This is a genomic window from Bacterioplanoides sp. (genome assembly GCF_965219715.1).
In the GTDB taxonomy this organism is placed as follows: domain Bacteria; phylum Pseudomonadota; class Gammaproteobacteria; order Pseudomonadales; family Oceanobacteraceae; genus Bacterioplanoides.
In genome coordinates, this window is the sequence record NZ_OZ244785.1 from 1865030 (window position 1) to 1887614 (window position 22585).

General features: G+C 49.0%; 20 protein-coding genes. 16 read left to right on the forward strand and 4 right to left on the reverse strand.

Going from position 1 to position 22585, the window contains the following annotated elements; all coding sequences use genetic code 11:
* Positions 1–244: 244 nt before the first annotated feature.
* Together ACOQOZ_RS08980 and ACOQOZ_RS08985 are read right to left on the reverse strand one after the other, a co-directional pair.
* Positions 245–1159 (reverse strand): TIGR01777 family oxidoreductase, encoded by a 915-nt coding sequence (locus ACOQOZ_RS08980; protein ID WP_420591931.1) that lies wholly within the window; start codon positions 1157–1159, stop codon positions 245–247.
* A gap of 41 nt (positions 1160–1200) precedes the next feature.
* On the reverse strand, positions 1201–2970 hold the full coding sequence (locus tag ACOQOZ_RS08985) for an acyl-CoA dehydrogenase C-terminal domain-containing protein (RefSeq protein ID WP_420591932.1): 1770 nt from the start codon (positions 2968–2970) through the stop codon (positions 1201–1203).
* A gap of 143 nt (positions 2971–3113) precedes the next feature.
* Here ACOQOZ_RS08985 and ACOQOZ_RS08990 point away from each other — a divergent pair, with 143 nt between their 5' ends.
* The 16 genes from ACOQOZ_RS08990 (at position 3114) to ACOQOZ_RS09065 (ending at position 19759) form a co-directional block, all read left to right on the forward strand.
* Positions 3114–4106, forward strand: a complete 993-nt coding sequence (locus tag ACOQOZ_RS08990; RefSeq protein ID WP_420591933.1) for an NAD(P)/FAD-dependent oxidoreductase — start codon at positions 3114–3116, stop codon at positions 4104–4106.
* 15 nt (positions 4107–4121) lie between these two features.
* The gene (locus ACOQOZ_RS08995) at positions 4122–4505 is read left to right on the forward strand and encodes a sirohydrochlorin chelatase (protein ID WP_420591934.1); all 384 of its coding nucleotides are present in this window, start codon (positions 4122–4124) and stop codon (positions 4503–4505) included.
* A gap of 225 nt (positions 4506–4730) precedes the next feature.
* Positions 4731–5708 carry a YbgA family protein gene (locus ACOQOZ_RS09000; protein WP_420591935.1) on the forward strand — a complete coding sequence of 326 codons (978 nt, stop codon included), beginning with the start codon at positions 4731–4733 and terminating at the stop codon, positions 5706–5708.
* Positions 5698–6627, forward strand: coding sequence for a MerR family transcriptional regulator (locus tag ACOQOZ_RS09005; RefSeq protein WP_420591936.1), 930 nt, complete (start codon positions 5698–5700; stop codon positions 6625–6627). Before ACOQOZ_RS09000 ends, ACOQOZ_RS09005 begins: the two co-directional genes overlap by 11 nt.
* A complete protein-coding gene (gene phrB, locus ACOQOZ_RS09010; RefSeq protein ID WP_420591937.1) occupies positions 6627–8201 on the forward strand; it encodes a deoxyribodipyrimidine photo-lyase in 1575 nt (524 codons plus the stop codon). Before ACOQOZ_RS09005 ends, phrB begins: the two co-directional genes overlap by 1 nt.
* On the forward strand, positions 8201–9142 hold the full coding sequence (locus tag ACOQOZ_RS09015) for an acyl-CoA desaturase (RefSeq protein WP_420591938.1): 942 nt from the start codon (positions 8201–8203) through the stop codon (positions 9140–9142). Before phrB ends, ACOQOZ_RS09015 begins: the two co-directional genes overlap by 1 nt.
* Entirely contained in the window at positions 9139–9570 is a 432-nt protein-coding gene (locus ACOQOZ_RS09020; RefSeq protein WP_420591939.1) for a nuclear transport factor 2 family protein, read from the forward strand. The genes ACOQOZ_RS09015 and ACOQOZ_RS09020 overlap by 4 nt, the downstream gene beginning before the upstream one ends.
* The gene (locus ACOQOZ_RS09025) at positions 9567–10352 is read left to right on the forward strand and encodes an SDR family NAD(P)-dependent oxidoreductase (RefSeq protein WP_420591940.1); all 786 of its coding nucleotides are present in this window, start codon (positions 9567–9569) and stop codon (positions 10350–10352) included. Before ACOQOZ_RS09020 ends, ACOQOZ_RS09025 begins: the two co-directional genes overlap by 4 nt.
* Before the next feature lie 15 nt (positions 10353–10367).
* Positions 10368–11762, forward strand: a complete 1395-nt coding sequence (locus ACOQOZ_RS09030) for an NAD(P)/FAD-dependent oxidoreductase (protein WP_420591941.1) — start codon at positions 10368–10370, stop codon at positions 11760–11762.
* Positions 11762–12766, forward strand: coding sequence for a DUF1365 domain-containing protein (locus tag ACOQOZ_RS09035; protein WP_420591942.1), 1005 nt, complete (start codon positions 11762–11764; stop codon positions 12764–12766). Before ACOQOZ_RS09030 ends, ACOQOZ_RS09035 begins: the two co-directional genes overlap by 1 nt.
* A complete protein-coding gene (locus tag ACOQOZ_RS09040) occupies positions 12763–14157 on the forward strand; it encodes a class I SAM-dependent methyltransferase (protein ID WP_420591943.1) in 1395 nt (464 codons plus the stop codon). Before ACOQOZ_RS09035 ends, ACOQOZ_RS09040 begins: the two co-directional genes overlap by 4 nt.
* Before the next feature lies 1 nt (position 14158).
* Positions 14159–14740 carry a DUF2878 domain-containing protein gene (locus ACOQOZ_RS09045; protein ID WP_420591944.1) on the forward strand — a complete coding sequence of 194 codons (582 nt, stop codon included), beginning with the start codon at positions 14159–14161 and terminating at the stop codon, positions 14738–14740.
* Positions 14706–15473, forward strand: coding sequence for a hypothetical protein (locus ACOQOZ_RS09050; protein ID WP_420591945.1), 768 nt, complete (start codon positions 14706–14708; stop codon positions 15471–15473). The genes ACOQOZ_RS09045 and ACOQOZ_RS09050 overlap by 35 nt, the downstream gene beginning before the upstream one ends.
* A gap of 81 nt (positions 15474–15554) precedes the next feature.
* Complete coding sequence (locus ACOQOZ_RS09055) at positions 15555–17663, forward strand: TonB-dependent receptor plug domain-containing protein (RefSeq protein ID WP_420591946.1); 2109 nt, start codon at positions 15555–15557, stop codon at positions 17661–17663.
* A gap of 252 nt (positions 17664–17915) precedes the next feature.
* Positions 17916–18893, forward strand: coding sequence for a LysR substrate-binding domain-containing protein (locus ACOQOZ_RS09060; protein ID WP_420591947.1), 978 nt, complete (start codon positions 17916–17918; stop codon positions 18891–18893).
* Positions 18894–18928: 35 nt separating this feature from the next.
* Entirely contained in the window at positions 18929–19759 is an 831-nt protein-coding gene (locus ACOQOZ_RS09065) for a class I SAM-dependent methyltransferase (RefSeq protein ID WP_420591948.1), read from the forward strand.
* Between the two features lie 19 nt (positions 19760–19778).
* Here the strand turns inward: ACOQOZ_RS09065 and ACOQOZ_RS09070 are convergent, their stop codons facing one another.
* Together ACOQOZ_RS09070 and ACOQOZ_RS09075 are read right to left on the reverse strand one after the other, a co-directional pair.
* Entirely contained in the window at positions 19779–20402 is a 624-nt protein-coding gene (locus ACOQOZ_RS09070) for a hypothetical protein (protein WP_420591949.1), read from the reverse strand.
* Entirely contained in the window at positions 20380–22578 is a 2199-nt protein-coding gene (locus ACOQOZ_RS09075) for a GumC family protein (RefSeq protein WP_420591950.1), read from the reverse strand. The genes ACOQOZ_RS09070 and ACOQOZ_RS09075 overlap by 23 nt, the downstream gene beginning before the upstream one ends.
* Positions 22579–22585: the final 7 nt, after the last annotated feature.

Genomic DNA, 22585 nt, shown 5'->3' on the forward strand with positions numbered 1-22585 from the left:
TTAGCTTCTCCTACCCGCTACCGCAATGCGGAATAACACAAAACTACAGTCTTTTTGTAACCTCACAAAAGCGGCGGGAATTTGTCGGAAATACGATGCAAAAACAAGGGTTTGCTAGGTTAGACAGGCGTCAAAAAAATGGGTTTTACATTGTGTTCACAGTCTCTTACATATCAGTAAGTACTGTATTTCTATACATTGGTCGGCAATGTCTTTCGCGCTGATCGTTTAAAGCGTCTGGCTATCACCAATGAGCATGAATTTCCCGCAAAGCGTCGTGAATGTCAGCATAGTCGTACACAAAACCCTGACTCAGTAATTGCTGCGGTAAAACCCGCTGCCCTTCAAGTAACAGCTCTGACATTTCACCAAACAAGAGTTCAGCAGCAAAGCCCGGCATTGGCGCAATGGTTGGCCGTGACATAACCTGGCCAAGTGCTTTGGTGAATTGGCGATTAGTGACCGCCTGGGGCGAGGTCATATTCACGGCCCCCGCCACTGAGTTCTTACTGAGAAAGTGGATGGCACGACGATAGTCATCCATATGAATCCACGATAAGACCTGGTTACCGCTACCAATCACACCGCCCAGTGCCAGGCTGAATGGCAGCCACAGTCGGGCCAGCATGCCGCCGTGTTGCCCCAGTACCACGCCGGTGCGCAAAATCACCAAACGTTCACAAAGGTCATCAAATTCGTGGGCAACCGTTTCCCAGTCGCGACACAGCTGTGAAGCAAAGCCAGCGCCGTTAGCAGATTGTTCAGTAAAACCGGTTCCCTGCTGCTCATCGTCCATGTGTGAGCCATAAAAACCAATCGCAGAGCCGGACAGCACCAGATCAAAATGTTGCTGGCTGTCTTGCGCCCATTGCAATAAGTCTCTGGAAAGATCGATACGTGACTGGCGAAGCTGCTGTTTACGTTTAGCGCTCCACCGCTTATCAGCGATGCCTTCACCGGCCAGATTTACCAGCCAGTCAAAACGCTGATTCAGCGTCGCCAGTGAAGAGGCCGCCTCAACACGGCCTCCCCAACGCCGCTTCACCCAATCCGGACGACGACTATAAATAACAACGTGATGACCTTCCGTAACCCAGTCATCTACCAGACGCTGGCCGATAAACCCGGTACCACCGGTGATCAGAATTGTTTTATTCATAATCGTCTCCTCATGATTTCAGCAGATACAGACTGGCAATATCAGAACTGCGCCAGCGTCATTGCCATCAGGCTGTCTTTGCCGGATTCAATTTCGCTCATCAGTGCACTGCTCTGTGGCAGAATTTTCGCCATATAGAATTCAGCACTGTTCAGTTTAGCCTGATAGAAATCGGTCTCTGTTGTACCGTTATCCAGCTGTTCGCGTGCTGTCAGCGCCATACGGCTCCAGAAGTACGCCAGCGAGGTTAACGCCATCAGACGCAGGTATGGCGTTGCTGCCGAACCTGCCTGTTCACGATCCGTCATGCCGTTTTGCATCAGCCACATGGTGGCTTTCTGCAGTTTCGCCATGGCGGCTTTCAGTTCACCAATGTGTGGCGCGCCTTCGTTTTCTTTGCAGTAGCTTTCCAGCATAGCGAAGAAACGTTTCAACGGACGACCACCCGCCATACCCAGCTTACGACCCACCAGATCCAGCGCCTGGATGCCATTGGTGCCTTCGTAAATACGGGTAATACGAGAGTCACGTACGTACTGCTCAACCGGCCAATCCTGGGTAAAACCATTGCCGCCCATCAGCTGCAGACCGTCGTTAGCACAGAAGAAACCTTCATCGGTCAGGAAGGCTTTTACCACTGGCGTTAACAGCTGAACCATATCATCAGCGTGTTCGCGATCTTCTTCGCTGGCACCGTGCTGAGACACGTCCAGCTGCATCGCGGTGAAGTACGCCAGCGCACGACCACCTTCAATGATGGCTTTCTGACGTAACAACATACGACGCACGTCCGGATGCACAATGATGCAGTCCGCCGCCTGGTCTGGCTCTTGTGGACCCGCCAGAGAGCGCGACTGACGGCGGTCTTTAGCAAATTCCAGTGACGTCTGGTACGCCGCTTCGGCAATCCCCAGACCCTGCAGGCCAACCATCAGACGCGCGCTGTTCATCATCACGAACATCGCCTGCAAGCCTTTGTGTGGCTCACCGATCAGCCAGCCTTTCGCCTGCTCAAAGTTCATCACACAGGTGGCTGAACCCTTAATACCCATTTTGTGTTCCAGACCACCACAGAAAGCCGGGTTACGGCTGCCGTCATCCAGGAACTTAGGCACCAGGAACAATGAAATACCTTTTGAACCACCCGGCGCATCCGGCAGCTTAGCCAGCACCAGGTGAACGATGTTATCGGCCAGATCGTGTTCACCACCGGTGATCCAGATCTTGGTACCGGAAATGGCGTGCGAACCATCGGCCTGAGGTTCAGCTTTGGTGCGGATCAGACCCAGGTCAGTACCACAGTGCGGTTCAGTCAGACACATGGTGCCGGTCCACTCACCACTGATCAGCTGCGGCAGGAATTTGTTTTTCAGTTCGTCAGAGCCGTAGCTCAGCAGCGCATTAATTGCGCCGTGCGTCAGGCCCGGGTACATACCCAGCGACAGGTTAGCGGAGCACACCATCTCTTCCGCCAGCGTGTTCAGCGTGTGAGGTAAACCCTGACCGCCGTATTCCACCGGTGAAGACAGTGCCGTCCAACCGTTTTCAGCGAACTGTTGGTAAGCTTCGCGGAAACCTTTCGGCGTGGTGACGGTTTTGGTTTCAGGATCGTACTGACAACCTTCGCGGTCACCCGGCATGTTCAGCGGAGCCATCACGTTTTCAGCCAGCTTCGCACCTTCGGTCAGCACGGCGTCCATGATTTCGCGGGTTGAGTCTTCGAAACCCGGTAAAGATGGCAGTACCTGATCACCGTTCAGTACCTCGTACAATACGAATTGCATATCGCGCAGGGGCGCCTTATAAGTCATGCTTTTGTCCTCATTATCAGCATTAAGCTCTATTAGCTATACAAATGTTATACAACATTTGGACTATATAGCAAATCGAGATACACTTGCTAGCCAATGAAGATTTAACATTTTGTTGTACAAGGTTTAAGGAATCTCATCCTATGGCACATATTGCGATCGTAGGCGCCGGTATGGCGGGTCTCAGTGCACTGCAATTACTGAAGGAACACGGCCATCAGGTCACCGTGTTTGATAAGAGTCGTGGTTCCGGCGGCCGCCTGGCTACCAAAAAAGTGGGTGATGCCAGCTGGGATATGGGCGCACAGTTTATGCGCAGCCACAACGGCGCGTTCACCAAAGCACTGCATCAGTGGCAGAAAGAAGGCTGGATCCAGCACTGGAATTTCCAGCCACACGTTATTAATGCCGACGGTATCCATGAATCTCCGGATGATGTTGAACGTTACGTCGGCGTCAGCCGCATGACCGCACTGAGCCGCAAATTACTGGAGTGCGCAGATCAGTTTCATGCCAGTACACGCATCACTGAATGCCGCCGACATGGCGAAAGCTGGCAGCTTGAAGACGATATGGGTAATAACTTCGGCGACTTTGATGGCCTGATCATTAACACCCCACCGTTACAGGCACAGCCATTGCTGCAGCAGATCGCACCGGAGCTGGCGGCACAATGTGATGTTGATCTGATGCCAACCTTTACCCTGTTGCTGGCATTTGACCAGGGCCTCAGTAATGACCAGGCAAATGACGTGAAAGGGGCATTTGTTAAGCACCCGATTGTTGACTGGATTTCGCAGAACTCCAGCAAGCCCGAACGTGACCAGAACCTCACAACCTGGGTGGTACACGCCAACCACGACTGGGCACGCACGCACACCGAAAGCCCGCGTGATCATGTACAGCAACTGATGTTGGATGCCTTCTTTGAAGTGATGCAAAGTGATGCCATAGTCCCGACTGAAAGCTGGCTGCATCGCTGGCTGTACGCCATTGTTGATCAGCCGTTACACAAAGGTTCATTGGTCGACCAGCAACAGCAGCTGGCCGTTTGCGGCGATTGGGTTGATCAGGGTGCGGTTGAAGGTGCCTGGCTCAGTGGTCAGCAGGCCGCACAGCAATTTATTAATAACTGACCCGGGAATTCTCAGGTGAAAAAAGCAACCGTATTGCTCGCCCATGGCAGCTCTGACCCACACTGGCTGGAGCCTTTTGATCAGCTGAAAAACAGCATCGCGCAGCAACTGCCCGCCGGTACGCCACTGAAACTGGCATACATGGAGCTGGCCGAACCCATGCTGGAAGATGTGGTGATCGAACTGGTGAAATGCGGCTACGAACACGTGGATGTGCTGCCATTGTTCTTCGCCGCCGGCCGCCACCTGCGCAAAGACGTACCGGAAATGCTCGACACTGTTCAACAAACGCTGCAGCAGCAAGGCTTCGCCAGCGAGCTCGAACTGCACCCGCCAATTGGCCTGGAGCCCGAAGTGGCCAGCGCCATCAGCCAGGTTGTTATTCGCCAGCTGAGTTAAGCCATCACTGACGGAGCCGGTCCGGCTCACCCGCTTCCCTTCCGCTGTACAGCCACCCTCTCCGGCTGTACGGCTTTTTTTATATCGGTTTCTTCCATAGTCAGAGCCATTTCTTATACAAATTTACACTTTTCTTGTACAAAACCTTTGACAGAGGCAGCCCTGTACCGCTAAATTTTTCTTATACAGAGATGTACAACATTCATGTACAACGAGGTAGAGAATATGAGCGAGCAACAAACCAACAGCGTAAAAATCCCGATTGGCATCAGTGCCTGCCTGATGGGGCAACAAGTACGATTTGATGGTGGCCACAAACGTTCACGTTTCTGTACCGATGTATTAGCCGAGTACTTTGAATACGTGCCACTTTGCCCGGAAGTTGCCATCGGCATGGGCACCCCAAGACAACCGATCCGTCTGGTGAGTGAATCCGCTGATGACACCAATGTGTTCGCTCGCGGTACCCGCGATGCCGAGCTGGACGTCAGCGATAAGTTACGCGCTTACGGTCAGGAACAAGGCGAAAAGCACAACAACCTGTGCGGCTACATTTTTATGCAGAAAAGCCCAAGCTGCGGTTTGTTTGGGGTGAAACGTTATCTCGAAAACGGCATGCCGGAAGGCAGTGCCCGTGGCCTTTACGCCGAAGAGTTCTGTAAAAAGCAGCCTCTGCTGCCGGTGGAGGAAGCCGGTCGGTTAAATGACCCGGGGTTACGCGAAAACTTTCTGGTGCGGGTATTTGCTTACCACGACTGGCAACAATTTATCGCCAGCGACTACAGCGCCAAAGACCTGATTGAGTTCCACGCCCGTTATAAATATCTGGTGATGGCCCACAGCCAGCAGCACTATAAAAGCCTCGGCCGTTTGTTGTCCGATCTCAGCACAACCGAGCTGCATACGGTAGCCACGGAATACTTCAGCCAGCTGATGACTGCTCTGGCCAAACCGGCTTCCCGCAAAATGCATACAAACACTCTGATGCATCTGCAGGGCTATCTGAAAAACTGCCTCAGTGCCGGAGACAAGCAAGAGCTGACCGACCTGATCAAACAGTACCACCAGGGCATCGTACCGTTAATTGTGCCGCTGACTCTGCTGAAACATCATTTGAGTCATCAACAGCAGCAACACTATGCCAACAAGCAGGTGTACTTAAACCCATATCCATATCAGCTGGGTCTGCGTAATGCCATCTGATAACGATCTGCACACGATGACGATACAACGCTCGTTTTCCGGCTTGTATCCGATTCGTGAATTTGCCCGGCTGACCGGCGTTAACCCGGCGACATTAAGAGCATGGGAACGTCGTTATGGCATCGTTCAGCCACAACGAACCGATAAAGGTCATCGTTTTTATAACGACGATGATATTAAGCAGGTTGAACATATTCTTTATTGGCTCGACCAGGGTTACCCGATCCGCCAGGTGAAGTTATTACTGAATAACGATATTAAATCCGGGTTGGATAATTCGAACGATGAATGGCAGGTACAACAGCAACAGCTGCTCGACGGCATTAAAAATCTGAACCTGTCTTTACTCGATAGTTTATGGAGTGAAGGCCTCGCCAACTATCCAATGGCCGTGTATTACCAGCACTGTTTAATGCCGGTGTTATTTACCCTGCGACAATACTCCCACCTGCACCAACAAGTATTTATCCAGCAATTTAAGCGTAAGTTACTCAATTACATTCAACACCAACAAAAACACAATCAGGGTGATGTGTTATTGCTGGTCGCTAACCATGTGGATGCAGAGCTGGAACTGCTCGCTGTGGCTTATGCACTGGGCGCGGCATCTTTTCATATCGAATATTTCGGTTATGAATTAACACCGGCAGACATTCTGCAAGCCAGCGAACAGCTGAACTGCAAAAAGATCTGGCTGCATTTATCACCGGGCTTCCAGAGCGATCACCAGCGCTGGCTGAGCTGTATTAACGACAGCCCACAATATCGTTTTTTTGTTTCCGGTACTCAGGCCAGCGACACATCGCCACAACATTTACATCATTTAACCGGCGATTTTTCTGAACGGATAAAAACCTATATCACCGCTAATGGTGCTCACTCTGATACACCTTCCGAACTGCCGCGAGGACAACAATAATGAAACGCCTGGTTTGGTTCCGCCGCGATTTACGCGTACATGATAACCCTGCTTTGTGGCACGCCTGCCACAACACTAATGGTCAGAGCAGCGACGTCATTGCAGTCAGCTTTATCAGCCGCAAACAATGGCAGCAGCATGGCATGGGTGATCGCCTGATTCAGTTAACTGTAAATGCTCTGATGCAGCTTGAACAACAACTGAAAGCACTGAATATTCCACTGTTAATCATTGATAGTGATACCTTCAGCGATAATGCAGAAGCACTGAAAACACTGTGTACAACCCTCGAAATTGAACAGCTGTACTTTAATTACGAATACGAAATTAATGAGATTAATCGCGACCTGTTTTTCAGTCGCTGGGCTGAAAATAATCGTGCACAATCGCCACAACTGTTTTGTTACCACGATCAGTGCATTATTCCGCCAGGGCAAGTGCTGAACAAACAACAACAAATGTTTAAAGTGTATTCACCCTTTCGTAAAGCCTGGTGTCAGCACTTCCCACAATTTCAGCAACCACCACTCAACAAACCCGAAGCGCTATCGAACAACCATTTTTTAACAGCAGAAGCTGAGAAAAGTATTTCCAGCGCGATGTCCAAACTTGCTGAAGAAAAGCTGGGTAATACCACCGACGCCAAAGAAATTAGTGATCCACTCTGGCCGGTTAACGAAGAACAAGCGCACGAGCAATTACAGGACTTCCTGCAACAACGCGCGTGTGATTATCACAACTGGCGGGATTTCCCGGCGAAACCTGCCACCAGCCGTTTGTCATGTTATCTCAGTATTGGTCTGCTCAGTACGCGTCAGTGTCTATACAGTGCCTGGCAAATGAATGCCTGCATGCTGACCGACGGTGAGCCAGGACTGAACAGCTGGATTAATGAAATCATCTGGCGGGAATTTTATCGCCACTTATTGGTCGCCTTCCCCGACCTGAATAAACATAAAGCCTTTAAACAAGATACCGAATCGGTCCCCTGGCGTTTCAGCAAAGCTGATTTTGATGCCTGGTGTCAGGGAGAAACCGGTTATCCGATTGTCGATGCCGCGCAACGTCAGTTACTGGAAACCGGCTGGATGCATAATCGACTGCGTATGATCAGCGCTATGTTCCTGACCAAACATTTGCTGATCGACTGGCGTTGGGGTGAAGCCTGGTTCGCCAGTCATCTGGTGGACTTTGATCTGGCGTCAAATAACGGCGGCTGGCAATGGAGTGCATCAACCGGAGCCGATGGTGCTCCCTACTTCCGTATTTTTAATCCAATTACGCAATCCCAGAAGTTCGATCCTGATGGCGAATTTATTGCGCAATTTGTTCCTGAGCTGGCCGCCTTGCCAGCCAAATCCAGACACCAGCCAAATGCCATTCAACGCAGCCAGTGTGGTTATGCCAACGAAGTGGTTGAACATAAATTCGCACGCTTGCGGGCATTGGCAGCGTTTAAAGGCGAAGGCCTGTTAACTCAACCAGGTGCAACTGAAGGGATTACCGAAGCAGCACCTGAAACGGATTTATTTACTCTAACCGGAGCTGGCGCAGTCAGCAGTGAGAAAGCCTGATGGACACGAAATTATCCCCCTGGCGCAATGTAATTCGCTGGTTTGATTCATCCGCTGCAGGTCAGGAGGAAATGGACTCAACCCAATTTAATTGGGTGAGAGTTATTCCTTTTATTACCCTGCACCTGATTGCGCTGTTCGCTTTTGTCATCGACAGCAGCACCACCGCCATTGTTACCTGCCTGGCGTTATATTGGCTGCGTCAGTTTGCGATCACGGCATTTTATCATCGTTATTTTTCACACCGTTCGTACAAGACGAATCGTTTCTGGCAGTTTATTTTTGCGCTGCTGGGCAATATGGCAGCGCAACGCGGCCCTCTCTGGTGGGCAGCACACCATCGTGCGCACCACCAGTATTCCGATACAGAACAGGACCTGCATTCACCGGTGCAACGTGGTTTCTGGTGGAGCCATGTCGGTTGGTTTACCTGTGATGCCAGCTTTAAAACACAGTATCGCCGTATTAAAGATTTTTCCCGTTTTCCGGAACTTCGCTGGCTCGATCGCTTCGACAGCTTTGCTCCCCTGCTGTTAATTGCTCTGCTGTATGTGGCCGGAGAATTAGCAGCATATTTTGCCCCAGGTCTGAACACTAACGGCTTCCAGTTAGTGATCTGGGGATTTTTTGTTTCCACGGTTATGTTGTTCCATTCAACGGTAGCGATTAATTCTCTGGGTCATATCTGGGGCAATAAACGCTTTAAAACCAAAGACCAGAGTCGCAACAATGCATTTCTTGCGTTGCTGACACTGGGTGAAGGCTGGCACAACAACCATCACCGCTTTGCAGTATCCGCGCGCCAGGGATTTTATTGGTGGCAGATCGACATCACCTATTACGTACTTAAAGTTATGAGCTGGCTTGGCATTATCCACAGCCTCAATCCGGTACCGAAACACATTCTCGAAGAAGGTCGTCAGACGGGAGTGTCATCATGAATGCCGCTGCTGTTTCCGCCTTTCAGAATCTGTACCACCAGTTACAACGTGGCAACGTTGATAAAGCCACACTGGCAAGTGTTTACGGTGAATCGATTCAGTTCAGGGATCCGTTCCACAAGATAAACGGCCTGGATGCCATGACGCGTTATTTTGTGTCCATGTACGAAAACGTCGAGAGCATTCAGTTTGATTTTGGCCATTGCTGGTACGACGACAATCACGCTTTTATACGCTGGCAAATGGTGTATCAACATCCGCGCATTAATTCCGGCAACCCGGTAACCGTTGATGGCGGCAGCGAACTGATCTGGCATAACGACAAAATCATTCAACACCGCGATTTTTTTGATGGCGGCCAGATGTTGTATGAACATTTGCCGTTGCTCGGCTGGGCCATCCGCAAATTAAAGGAGCGCATGTCATGAGCTCAATGCAACGCACAGCCCCGGCATTAAATAAGCAGGTCATCTGGTTAACCGGTGCTTCATCCGGTATTGGTGAAGCTCTGGTAAAACCACTGGCAGAACAATGTCATCAACTGGTTATCAGCGCCCGTAATCATGAAGCGCTGGAGCGAATCCGCGCGGACAGTGGATTACATAACATTCTTTGCCTGCCGATGGATATCACCGACAACTGGTCGGTGCATCAGGCCGCTAATGAAATTGAGCACAAGTACGGTCGCCTCGATACCTTAATTGCCAATGCTGGTACCTGCGAATACGTCGATGTGAATCAGTTTGATGCTCAGTTATTTCAACGGGTTATTAATACCAATCTGATTGGCCTGGCCAATTGTGTTGAAGCGGTATTACCTCTGTTGAAACAAAGCCAGCGTGGTTATCTGGTGGGAATGAGTTCCAGCGTTGCCTGGCTGCCGTTGAGCCGTGCTCAGGCTTATGGCGCCAGTAAAGCAGCAACCACTCATTTTCTTGAAGCGATGAAAATCGATCTGGCGCCACAGCACATCGACGTTTCTGTGATTGCTCCTGGCTTTGTTAAAACGCCACTCACCGATAAAAATGATTTTCCAATGCCAATGCGCATCAGTGCTGAACAGGCAGCGGAAGAAATTATTGATGGTCTGAGAAGCCGTCGCTGGGAAATTCACTTCCCACGAAAATTTACCCTGATTATGAAATTCATTGCTGCGCTGCCTGCTGGCCTGCGCATGCGTATCACCCAATCTATGGCACGCGAATCTTAAGACGAGGATAATCCAATGAATCCAACAACTGCTGCAGACCGTTCTTGTCGTAAAAAAATTGCCATTATTGGTTCTGGTATTTCCGGACTGACATCGGCTTACCTGCTGAACCACCAGCACGATGTTCATTTGTTTGAAGCAAATGATTATCTGGGCGGCCACACCCAAACCACCGATGTCGAACTCGCCGGAGAAACCTATCCGGTTAATACAGGATTTATTGTATTTAACGACTGGACCTATCCGAATTTTATCGAGCTGATGGATCAACTTGGTGTGGCCAGTGAAGATTCAGACATGAGCTTCAGTGTAAAAGCACCGTTAAAAGACATGGAATACAATGGCCATGATTTTAACTCGCTGTTTGCCAAACGCTCCAATCTGTTTAACCCCAAATTCTGGCTGATGCTGCGTGATATTTTACGCTTCAATAAAGAAACACGTGCGGAACTTGCAGCCGATGAAATCAATCGCAACGAAACCTTAGGCAGCTACCTGAGCCGTAAAGGTTACGGCGATTATTTCCGCCGTTACTACATTATCCCTATGGGGGCTGCGGTCTGGTCTGCCAGCGAAGAAATGATGATGTCATTCCCGCTGTATTTCTTCGTTCGCTTCTTTAATAACCACGGCATGTTAAGTGTCGACGACCGTCCGCAATGGCGTGTGATCAGTGGCGGTTCACGTTCTTATGTTCGTGCAATCACAGAACTATTGCCGGTTAATCAGGTTCACTTGCGTACCCCAGTGATCCGGGTCAACCGCAATATCAACGGTGCAGAAATCTGCTTCCGCAAGCAAGGGCAGGAAATGACCAGCCAGTTTGATGAAGTCATTTTTGCCTGTCACAGCGATCAGGCGTTATCAATGCTGGCGGATGCCACCACGGACGAGCAACAAGTACTCGGCGCCATTCCTTATCAGATGAACGAAGTGGTGTTACATACTGACCACACCATTTTGCCAAAACGCAGAACTGCCTGGGCGGCGTGGAATTATCACATCGATGAAGAAAAAAGCGATCGAGAAACGGTGGCGGTGACCTATTATATGAACCGTCTGCAGAACTTCGATCACTGCCCGGAACACTTCTGCGTCACGTTAAATAAAACTGAAGATATCAACCCGGATAAAATCATCCGGATTTTCAATTACGCTCATCCGGTGTTTACCCTGGAAGGCATGCGGGCGCAAAAGAATCACTACCTGATTAATAACAAACACCATACCCATTTTTGTGGTGCTTACTGGCTGAATGGTTTCCACGAGGATGGCGTCAACAGTGCGCTGCGGGTTTGTAAATCGTTTGGCATCGACCTGAGCAATCACAATCCAGATCAGCACAACCCGGATCAGAAAAATCAGGACGATCAAAAACAAACAAATGCCGAGCAGAATCAGGTGGCCTGATGGACAGCTGCATTTATAAAGGCTGGGTACGCCATCGTCGCCACACCAAAGTGAAGCATGAATTCACTTATCAGGTTTTTATGGTGTTGCTCGATCTCGATGAAGTGGATGATATCTTCAGTCGTTCTTCATTCTGGTCCACCCGGCGATGGGCTCCGGCGCAATTTCGCCGTCGTGATTATTTTGCCGCTGCTGTTACCCGCAGTCAGCGGGATAACAGCGCTAATGGCAGTTACATCATGGATTCAGACAGTGCTGATTTAAAACACGCTGTTATTGCTCAGTTTTATCGCGACACGGGGTTACGAGCCAGCAAAGTCAAACTGCTGACCAATTTGCGCTACTTCGGCTATCTGATTAACCCGGTGTCTTTTTATTATTGCTATGACGACCATGGCAAATTACTGGGAACGCTGGCAGAAATTACCAACACTCCCTGGGATGAACGCTTTCATTACACCTTAATGGAGCCTGGTGTCGATACGCAGCATCAGCAGAAACCACAACCTCAATCTCAGCCACAATCTCAACCACAGCCACAGCCTCTAACAGACTGCAGGGCTATTGCTGCAACTTCCACCAGCGGCCCGGAAAATCAGCCAGCACGTCACTACCGGTTTAATAAAAGTTTCCATGTTTCCCCCTTTAATCCATTGGATATGCAATACCGCTGGGTAATGCAACAACCTGGGGATGAAATGCTGATTCACATGGAAAATTACCTGGATGAGCAGCGTGAGTTTGATGCCACTATGCGTCTGAGTGCCGAACCTTTTACCACTCAGAGCATGAATCAGGTACTGCGCCAATACCCGCTGATGACATTGAAGGTCTTTGCCGGAATTTACTGGAACGCACTGAAGCTCTGGTTAAAACGCTCGCCTTTTTATGATCATCCTCACAACCAGCCAGAACACACTTTTCGCCACAAGCACCCCGCACAATATTCTTCCAAACCGACCAGTGATGACCAAGCGGTGCATCAAAAGGAGTCAATGTTATGAAAACTTCGTCAGCTAAAACACTCGCTTCCGATAGCCAAAACATGCACTGGCTCGACCGCCTGTGTCGCCAGGGATTATTCAGTACACTGAAAAAACTGCATACCGGTTCATTAATCATCACTGAAGGTGACCAAACCTTCCGCTTTGGTCAATCGGAAAATTCCGGACGCTATCAGCAACATAACGCGCGAATTGATATTCATGATTTTGAAGCCTACCGCAACATTGCGTTATACGGCAGCGTGGGTGCAGGTGAAGCCTATATGACCCACGACTGGAGCAGTCCGGACCTGCCAATGGTCATCCGTGTGCTGGCGTTAAATAAAGACGTGGTGGATCAGATTGACGGCGGCTGGGCTACCGTTGGGAAAATTGCGTTGAAGTTCTTTCACCAGCTGAATAAAAACACTGAAAAAGGCTCAAAGCGAAATATTGCGGCCCATTACGATCTGGGTAACGACATGTTTGAGTTGTTCCTCGATCCAACCATGATGTATTCCAGCGGTATTTTTCCCAGTGACGATGCCACCATGGAACAGGCATCTGTATACAAACTGGATCGCATTTGCCAGAAACTCGACCTGCAACCCGAAGACCATTTGGTTGAAATTGGTACCGGTTGGGGCTCGATGGCGATTCATGCGGCGAAACATTATGGTTGCCGGGTAACCACCACAACCATTTCTGATGAACAGTACGCCTGGGCGCAAGCCAAAGTCAGAGAACAGGGACTGGAAGATAAAATTACCCTGCTGAAGCAGGATTACCGTGTATTAGCCAGCGAACGTGCCGGGCAATTCGATAAGCTGGTTTCCATCGAAATGATTGAAGCGGTGGGCTATCACTACCTTAACACCTATATCGATGCCTGTAGCGCGTTATTAAAAACCGACGGTGTTGCTTTGATTCAGGCCATCACCATCGACGATCAGCGCTATGAGCAAGCAAAAACCGAAGTCGACTTTATTAAGCGCTATATTTTCCCTGGTAGTTTTATCCCCTGTGTGACCGCGATCCAGAGTGCAGTTACCCAGGCGTCGGATATGAAAATGACTCATATGGAAGACATCACACCACACTATGCCCGCACCCTGGCGGAGTGGCGCAAGCGTTTTCTTGAGAATCAGCAACAGATCAAATCATTGGGCTACGACGATACCTTTATCCGTTTGTGGGACTTCTATTTTGCTTATTGTGAAGGTGGCTTCGCCGAGCGGGTCATTGGTGACGTACAGCTGATGTTTGCCAAACCTTATAACCGTCGCCAGCCGGTACTGGGCAATCTTACTGACGGTATGGCGGTTAATTCATCTGTTCAAGAGGCTTCACCTCAGATTCAACAGGCTTCACCTGAAGCTAAGACGGCTTTGCCCGAAGCCCGGGAGTTTTAACATGACTTCCGCCGGGAGCAATAACTGGCCAAAAATTCTGGCCAACGCTGTGTTATTTCAATTGTGCTGGGTAGCCTGTGTGATCGGTGGCGATATCTGGGCGCTCATGGGATTAATACTGCTGGCGGTTGTGCATGTTGGTTGGGTGGTTGAGCGATCTGATTTACAGCAGGAGTTCCATTTAATTCTGCCGGTCATTTCGCTCGGTATTGGTTTTGATACCTTGCTGTTTCATTTGGGCTGGCTGTCTTTTCCACAACATACGTCATTTATTATTCCATTCTGGTTAATGGCGTTATGGCTGGCGTTTGCTGCCACATTACGTCATTCACTGGCCGGACTGTTAAAACGCTATTGGTTCGCAGCCTTGTTCGGAGCTGCCGGTGCGCCCTGGAGTTATTTTCTTGGCAGTAAATTAGGTGCTGTCGAAGCAACGCCTGCAGCCTTTGTTGCGATCAGTCTGTTCTGGGCAGCCTTACTGGTGTGGGTGTCTGCTCAGCTACGCCAACCAAAGCTTAATCAGAAAAACCAGCAGGGACAAAAACAGGATGCAACGATGGAGCAACGCCATGATGTCGTTTAACGTCAGTATCCTCTCTTATGTTGTCGTTGCAGCTGCACTGACGACAAATATCGCACAGGCACAAACGATCTCTCTCGATTACATCGGCGAAGCTTATGACCTGGAGCGGCCTGATAAACTGCTGTACCGCGAGCAACACAGCCTGACTCAGCGCCACGATAAACAAGGGAAGCTTATTCCGGTCACTCGCCAGGTTGAATACTTTTCCGCGGACGGTGAATTAATCGCAGAAAAAACCAACCAGTATTCTAATGCGGCGACACAACCGGATTTTATTCTCAAAGATTTACGTCATAACTATTCCGAACAATCGGAGCAACTGGCAAAGGGCTGGCGCCTGACGCTACAGGAGAATGGCACCACAAGCAGCAAAGTTATCGATGATTTTGACTATGAACTGGTAATTGATGCTGGCTTTGACGATTTTATCCGCAAGCACTGGCAAGCGTTATCAGCCGGCAAAACCGTGCCTTTCAGCTTTGCTTCCGTCGCCCGCCAGACCAGCGTGAACTTTGAGGTTGAAGCCAGCAACCCGGAACGTTTACAGCAGCCATTGAAAATTACCATGACGTTGCGCTCTTCCCTGTTATCCTGGCTGCTGGATCCTATTGAGCTCGAGTACCAGCGTTCCACTCAACGCTTACTGCGGTATCGCGGTTTGAGTAATATTCAGGATAATGACCAGCAAGGTCAGCAAGTTGATATCCGTTATCGTTATTTTGATGGCGAGTAACAAATTTATAACGAAAATTCAGCTGCTGTTAATAAACACAAGACACAATAACAGGCAAAATACCTTGATCAGGGAAATCTTATGGAACGCCTAATGTCAGCCCCACGGATATTACAGACTACGGTCGGGAGTTTATTACTGCTCTCGCCGCTTTTTGCGACAGCAGAAACTCAAACCAGTACAGACACTCAGACCAGTGCTGAAAAAACAGCAACCGTCGAGCTGGATAGCGTCAAGGTTCAGGGCGATGATACGCCACTGGCTGAAATCTCAACCGATAAACTGCTGCGCGTACCGGGTTCCGGTAATGACCCGCTGCGTGCCATTGAGAGCCTGCCCGGCGTGGTGTTCTCAAGCGGTCGCCGCTCTGAGCCAGCCGTACGGGGTTCGTCGCCGGAAGACAACGCCTATATTATTGATTTCCTGCCGGTGGGTTATATCTTCCATCAGGACGGCAGCAGTATTCTGAACGATAACGTCGTCAAAGATTTTAAACTGGAAGCTGCAGCCTTTGGTCCGGAATATAACAACGCTACTGGTGCAGTTATCGATGCCGATTCACGCCTGCCTTACCAGGACCGGGATCAGACCATTATTGACTTCAGTCTGCTGAAAGCCGGTATTTTTGTTGAAAATCAGGTGACTGATAACCAGGCTTTTTATTTTTCCGCACGCCAGAGTTTGTTTCAGTATTACATCGAAAACTTCCTCGACGACGAAGACTTTAAATTCACCCAGGTTCCCGAGTTCTACGATTACCAGGGTAAATACACCTGGCGCATCAGCAATAATGAAAACCTGACATTTCAGGTAATTGGCGCACAGGATAAAGGCGGAATTTTATTCGACGAAGACTCCGACGAAGTACTGCAGGACCCGGGCCTTAAAGGTGGCCTGCGCTATAAAGCCTTCTTTAACACCCAGGGCCTGGTGTGGGACAAACTGTATGACTCTGGCCTGACTCACAAAATTGGCTTCTCGCAACTGGAAGAGAAATTTGGTTTTGGTATCGGCCAGGAAAATCGTATCGACGTAAAAGTGAACTCTTACCACCTGCGTTCACAATTCAGCTATCCGATTAATTTTGATCACGAACTGCAATGGGGTCTGCAATTAAAAGAAGCTCATATCGGTTACAACGGTCAGTTTAATGCACCGGCCTGTGATGAATTTGATCCGGATTGCCGAATTGTTGATGGTAGTGAAACCATCAAAGGCAAAGGTAAGCCAATAGTTACCACCTGGTACGCCAGCGTTGCCGATGTCTGGTCGGTTACGCCAACCTGGACATTAACGCCGGGGGTATTGGTGTCCAGTGACGATTACACCAAACAGGATTTCACCGAACCGAAACTGAACAGCCGCTGGGAGTTCCGTGAGAACTGGGCTTTCACGTCTGGCTATGGTCAGTACCACATCCTGCCGGATAACTTTGGTTCTTATACGCCGGAGTTTGGTAACCGTAACCTGAAACAGCCAACAGCTGACCACTATGAAATTGGTATCGAAAATGAGCTGGCGGATGATCTGTTATGGAAGGTCGAAGCCTACTACAAAAATCTCGACGACATTATCATCGCACGCCCGGATCCGGATTTTTACGGCTACGATCTGAGTAAAGAAGCGGACAAAGCGGCTTACAATGCCCTGCCCCGCTACACCAACGATGCCGATGGCACCGCCTGGGGTATGGAATTCTTCATCAACAAGAACCTGACCGACAAATGGTACGGCTGGCTGTCTGCTGCCTACTCCCGTACCGAGCGTAAGGATCAACTGACCAATAAAGAGTTCCGCTATAACTACGATCAGCCAGTGATCATCAATATGGTGGCAAACTACCAATACAACAAACACTGGCAGATTGGTTTTAAATGGCGCTACCAGAGTGGTCAGCTGATCACACCACTACTGCGGGCAGAACAGGATAAAAACGATCCTAAGTTGTACAACCCAGTGTATGGCGAAACCAACTCCCAGCGCTTGCCGGCTTACCACAAGCTGGATGTACGCGCCGACCGGACCTTTGTCTTCAAAACCTGGGAAATGGATTTTTATGCAGAAATTCTGAACCTTTATGGCCGCAGCAATGTCGTAGATTACGAGTACGAGGGAGCTGACTACAGTAATCGTGAGGAAGTGACTGACCTGCCAACCATAGTGTCGTTTGGTATTAAAGCTAAGCTGTAACCTATGGCAGCTGTCATCTTTTACAGCTGCAGTAAGGGTCATTTGTGATAACAAGCAGTTGTTCGGTTGCTAGTGAAACCGCTGAGAACAGCTGCTGAATACCCGATTTGAGCCCATTGAAGTGATAGGAATATCAAATTCATGGATCAATCGGGTATTTTTATAGCAAATTGTTCCAAAAAGCTTTAATTCTCCGAAAGTAGCCCCATACTGTGACTCATACCTCGCATCTTGCTATCTGGAGAGCAGTCCATGTTAATTGGTAAACGTGAAGAGTTCGATCTGAACGAAATGGCGATATTCGTTCACGTAGTAGAAGCCGGCAGCTTTACCGGCGCGGCAAAAAACCTCGGTCTGCCGAAGTCCACCGTCAGCCGTAAGATCACTCAACTGGAAGAACGTTTAGGCATTCGCCTGATTCAGCGTACCACCCGTAGCTTACGTCTTACCGATACCGGCAATGCTTATTACAACCACTGCGCCCGTATCCTCAGCGAAATCGAAGAAGCCAATATCGCGGTTACCCAGATGCAGAGTACACCAACCGGCACACTCCGCATCACTGCCCCCGTGCTGTTTGGATCAACGGTGTTAAGCAGCCTGGTTGCTGAATACATGGAGCAACATCCACAGGTATCGATTGATCTGGTGTTATCCGATCAGAAGCTGGATCTGGTACAGGAAGGTATCGACATTGCGTTCCGTATCGGCCAGCTGGAAGATTCTTCCCTGATTGGTCGTCATCTGGGTGATGTTCGTGGCCTGTTATGCGCCAGCCCGGATTACCTTGCGCGCCATGGTTCACCGCAACATCCGTCTGACCTGGCAAACCACACTTTATTAAGCTCACCGGAATGGAACAGCTGGTCACTGGTTGGTCCAAACGAAGAAGAATTCAGCGTTCAGGTGAAACCACGACTTCAGGTTAACGACTTCGCCAGCCTTTACACTCTGGCCCTGTCTGGTGTTGGTATCGCACCACTGCCCATGTTAATTGCTGCCTCAGCTATTCGTTCCGATAACCTGGTGCCGGTACTGTGTGACTGGCCATTCGAAGCCAATCCAATTCATGCCTTGTACCCAAGTAATCGTCACCTGTCGGCGAAGGTACGGAGCTTCGTTGATTTTGTTATCGACAGCGTTCGACCAAATCCACCATGGGAAGTGGAACTTGGTGAAGCCGGCGAGTGTCATAAACTCGAAAACAACAACCCGGCGCTGCTGCAATAACCACAGAGCCGTATTCATCATCAGAGGGACAAGCCATGGCTGAAATGATCAAACCTAAATCCACTTCATTTAAAACCATGGCTTTACTGCTGTTAGCAGGCAGTGCGTTAACCGCCTGCAATACCGTGCAGCAACCACTGACCTTCTCCGATCAGTCACACCGAAGCGCAAAAGAACAACAGCGTGATCAGTTCCGCAATCCTCAACAAACCCTGCATTTCTTCGAATTAAAGAACAGCGATACCGTGGTTGAAATCTGGCCCGGCGGTGGCTGGTATACCCAGATTCTGGCACCGGCAGTTAAAACCGATGGCCAATTGATTGCAGCTCACTGGCCAGAAGATTCGAAAGTAGGATTCTTCCGTCGAATGCGCGCTCAGTTTGATGAGAAATTCCTGAGCAATCCTAAGCTTTACGGCAATATTCAAATCAGCTTACTGGAGCCACCAAAACACCTGACACTGGCGGAAGCGGGTTCTGTGGATAAAGTATTTACCTTCCGTAATGTCCACAACTGGATGCGTAATCAACAGGAACAGGCGGTATTTAACGCTGCTTTTGATGCTTTAAAACCGGGCGGTATTCTTGGTGTGGTGGAACACAGAGCACCGGATACTTTCAGCTATGAACAAATGGTTAAAAGCGGTTACGTCAGTGAAGCTTATGTTAAGCAACTGGCAAAAAAAGCGGGATTTGAATTCGCAGGCGCTTCAGAAATTAACGCCAACATAAAAGACGACAAGGATCATCCGCGTGGCGTCTGGACGTTGCCACCGTCACTACGACTGGGTGATCAGGATAAAGAAAAGTACTTAAGCATCGGCGAAAGTGATCGTATGACGCTTAAGTTCAGGAAGCCAAAATAGCCTTTAATTGGCTTCAGCTTCATTTGCAGTAGCGGCGCGACTTTTTAATCGGCAAATGAACACACACCAGTGTTTTGCGGTTAATGCGCTCCGCCGCCTTCAGTACGTATTTCAACTCTTTGCCACTCAGGATATCAAGACGATCGCTGATCCAGCGTCGTTGATCCCGGTTTAGTTTCGGCCATGAGAACACAGCGAGCTCAACCAAATACTTGTCCATGCCCCGTTCATTCGGGGTTTGGCTGATCACCGTATCGATGCGTTGCTGAATATCCAGCGCTGGTTTATTCAACATCACCTCAACGTGTAACGCATTTAAATGATGATACGGCCATAGCGGTCGGGATTCGATGGCCTGCTCCCAGTTCAGCAACGATTGTTGCAATAGAGGAGCACGCTTATCTTCACCTGACAGAACCGCTTGTTCCCGCTGATACGTTGCTAAGGCTGCAAAGACTTCGGGGTCCGAAAACGACAATACATCAGCTAATTCCAACCAAGTGTTATCACTGGTTGTCACCGTTTGCTGTTTACCAATCGCAACCAATGCAGATACCAGAAATACCTGCATGGTTGCAATAAAGAGCACACCAACAACCGCTTGCAGCAAGCGGTTAACATTAACTGCTCGCTTTATATTCATAGGTATCGTAATAACCGCCGTAATGACCGCCGTACTTAGCTTCTTTATCAACGTCTACCTGGTTCAGAACAACACCCAGGATGCGGGCATTAGAGTCATCCAGACGGCCCAGACCACCTTTAATCAGCTTATCTTTGGTGGCATCAGATTTGATAACGTATACCACACCGTCAGCTAACGTAGACAGATAAAGTGCATCACTTACCGCCTGCATTGGTGCTGAGTCAATGATGATTCGCTGGTAACGACCCTTCAGTGTTTCCAGCAGATTGGTGAAGTTTTTCGACGATAACAATTCCAGAGGATTCGGAGGAATAAAGCCAGCCGGAATCACATCGATATTCATATCTTCGAGTGAATAAATGCACTCATCCAATGTTTCCGGGTTGGCCACAGCGTTCGATAAGCCTTTGCTGCCGGATGGCAAACGCAACTGCTTCGCCACAGTCGGACGACGCATATCGGCGTCAATCAACAACACTTTTTCCATCTGACCATAAGCGGTCGCCAGGTTTAATGACGTTGTGGTTTTACCTTCTGCCGGTACCGAAGAGGTAAACAATAATACCTGGGCCGGGCTTTCCAGCGACGCCAGGGTTAAACTGGTTCTCAGAGTACGTACCGATTCTTTAAATCCGTGGGTACCATTATGAGCAAACGCCCTGGCCATTGCATTTTCCGGCGTATCCGGCAGAGCTTTTTCACGTTTCATCATGGGTACCAGACCCAACATAGCGAAGCCCAGTTTACGGTCCACATCTTCAGCATTTTTTACCGTCGCATCCAGCGCATCACGTAAAAACGCCAGAGCAATACCAAACATCACACTTACAACCATAACTAAAGAAACAATCAGCTTCTTCTTAGGTTTAAACGGTGCTTCTGGTAAAACAGCCGGGTCAACAATCCGTGCATTAGCCGTTTGTAAATCTCCGGTTTCCGATGTCTCACGAATACGCTTAAAGAAGGCGTTGTACAAAGAACGGTTCGCCTGAACTTCGCGGGTATATTCACTTAATTCAAACTCAGTGCGGTTCAGACTCTGAATTTTTTTCTTAACTTCATTTAACGCTTTTTCTAATGAGCGTTCCTGAGTCTTAGCCACCTGATAATCCTGCTTAATACCGGATGCCAGGCGTTTCATCTGAGTTAATACCGATTCACGTACAGCATCCAGATCGGATTGTGCCGCAATCATACGAGGGTGCTTAGGGCCGTAACGCTTGCTTAATTCAGATACTTTTAATTCTGCCGTGGTTTCGTTCTCTCGTAATTTAACGATTAACGGGTTTTTCAGAATAACCGGCAAAGAGCTGAGGTTTTCGTAACTTAACTGTTTAATCTTCTGCAGCTGAGTGTAAGTACCTTCGATATTCAGGCGATTATTACGGGAATCAACAAGCTTTTCGGTAATCTGATCCAGTTCTTTGGCATACAGGGTATTCACGCCCTTAACATCGATCAGATTATTTTTTTCACGGAAATCCTGCAGCTCGCGCTCCGAATTTTCCAATTTTGTTTTTAAGCCACCCAGACGGTCGCCCAACCAGTCGGCCGCTTGTTGAGTTACACCCACTTTGGCTTCTAACTGGCTTTCAATATACGCCTGAGCAACCGCATTGGCAGCGATTGGTGCAAGATCTTTATCTTCTGTTTCAACCGATACCTTAACCAGCTGAGTTTTCCGTACCGGTGAAACACTGATGACATCCCAAAAATTATCAATGGTTGCATCAAGAATTTTTTTCTCAGTAGGCGGCTCCCCTTCACCAAGAATAAAAGCTTTTAAACTAAAGCCTTTCTTAACAGAAGGATGAAACGGGTTAAATTCAGGATCATTAACCAGATTCAGTTTTTCCACGACACGCTTGGCCATTTCGCGTGATTTTAGAATTTCGAACTGGGTCAGAAAGTACTCAGAGGACTTACCCGATAAACCGTAAACCTCTTCAATTGATAGAACCTTTGCTTCCTCAGCTTCGATCAGGATTGTGGTGGTTGCCTTGTATTTGGGTGTCATCGACAACACCACCAACACTGAAATTAATGTGGCAATAATCGATAAGGCGATGATCATTTTCAGCTGACGGCGTACAACCTGCCAATAATAACTGAGGTCGATCACTTCAACGGCGGAATCATTCATGGTCTGGTACTTCGCTTTATTTTCCATCATTAATCAC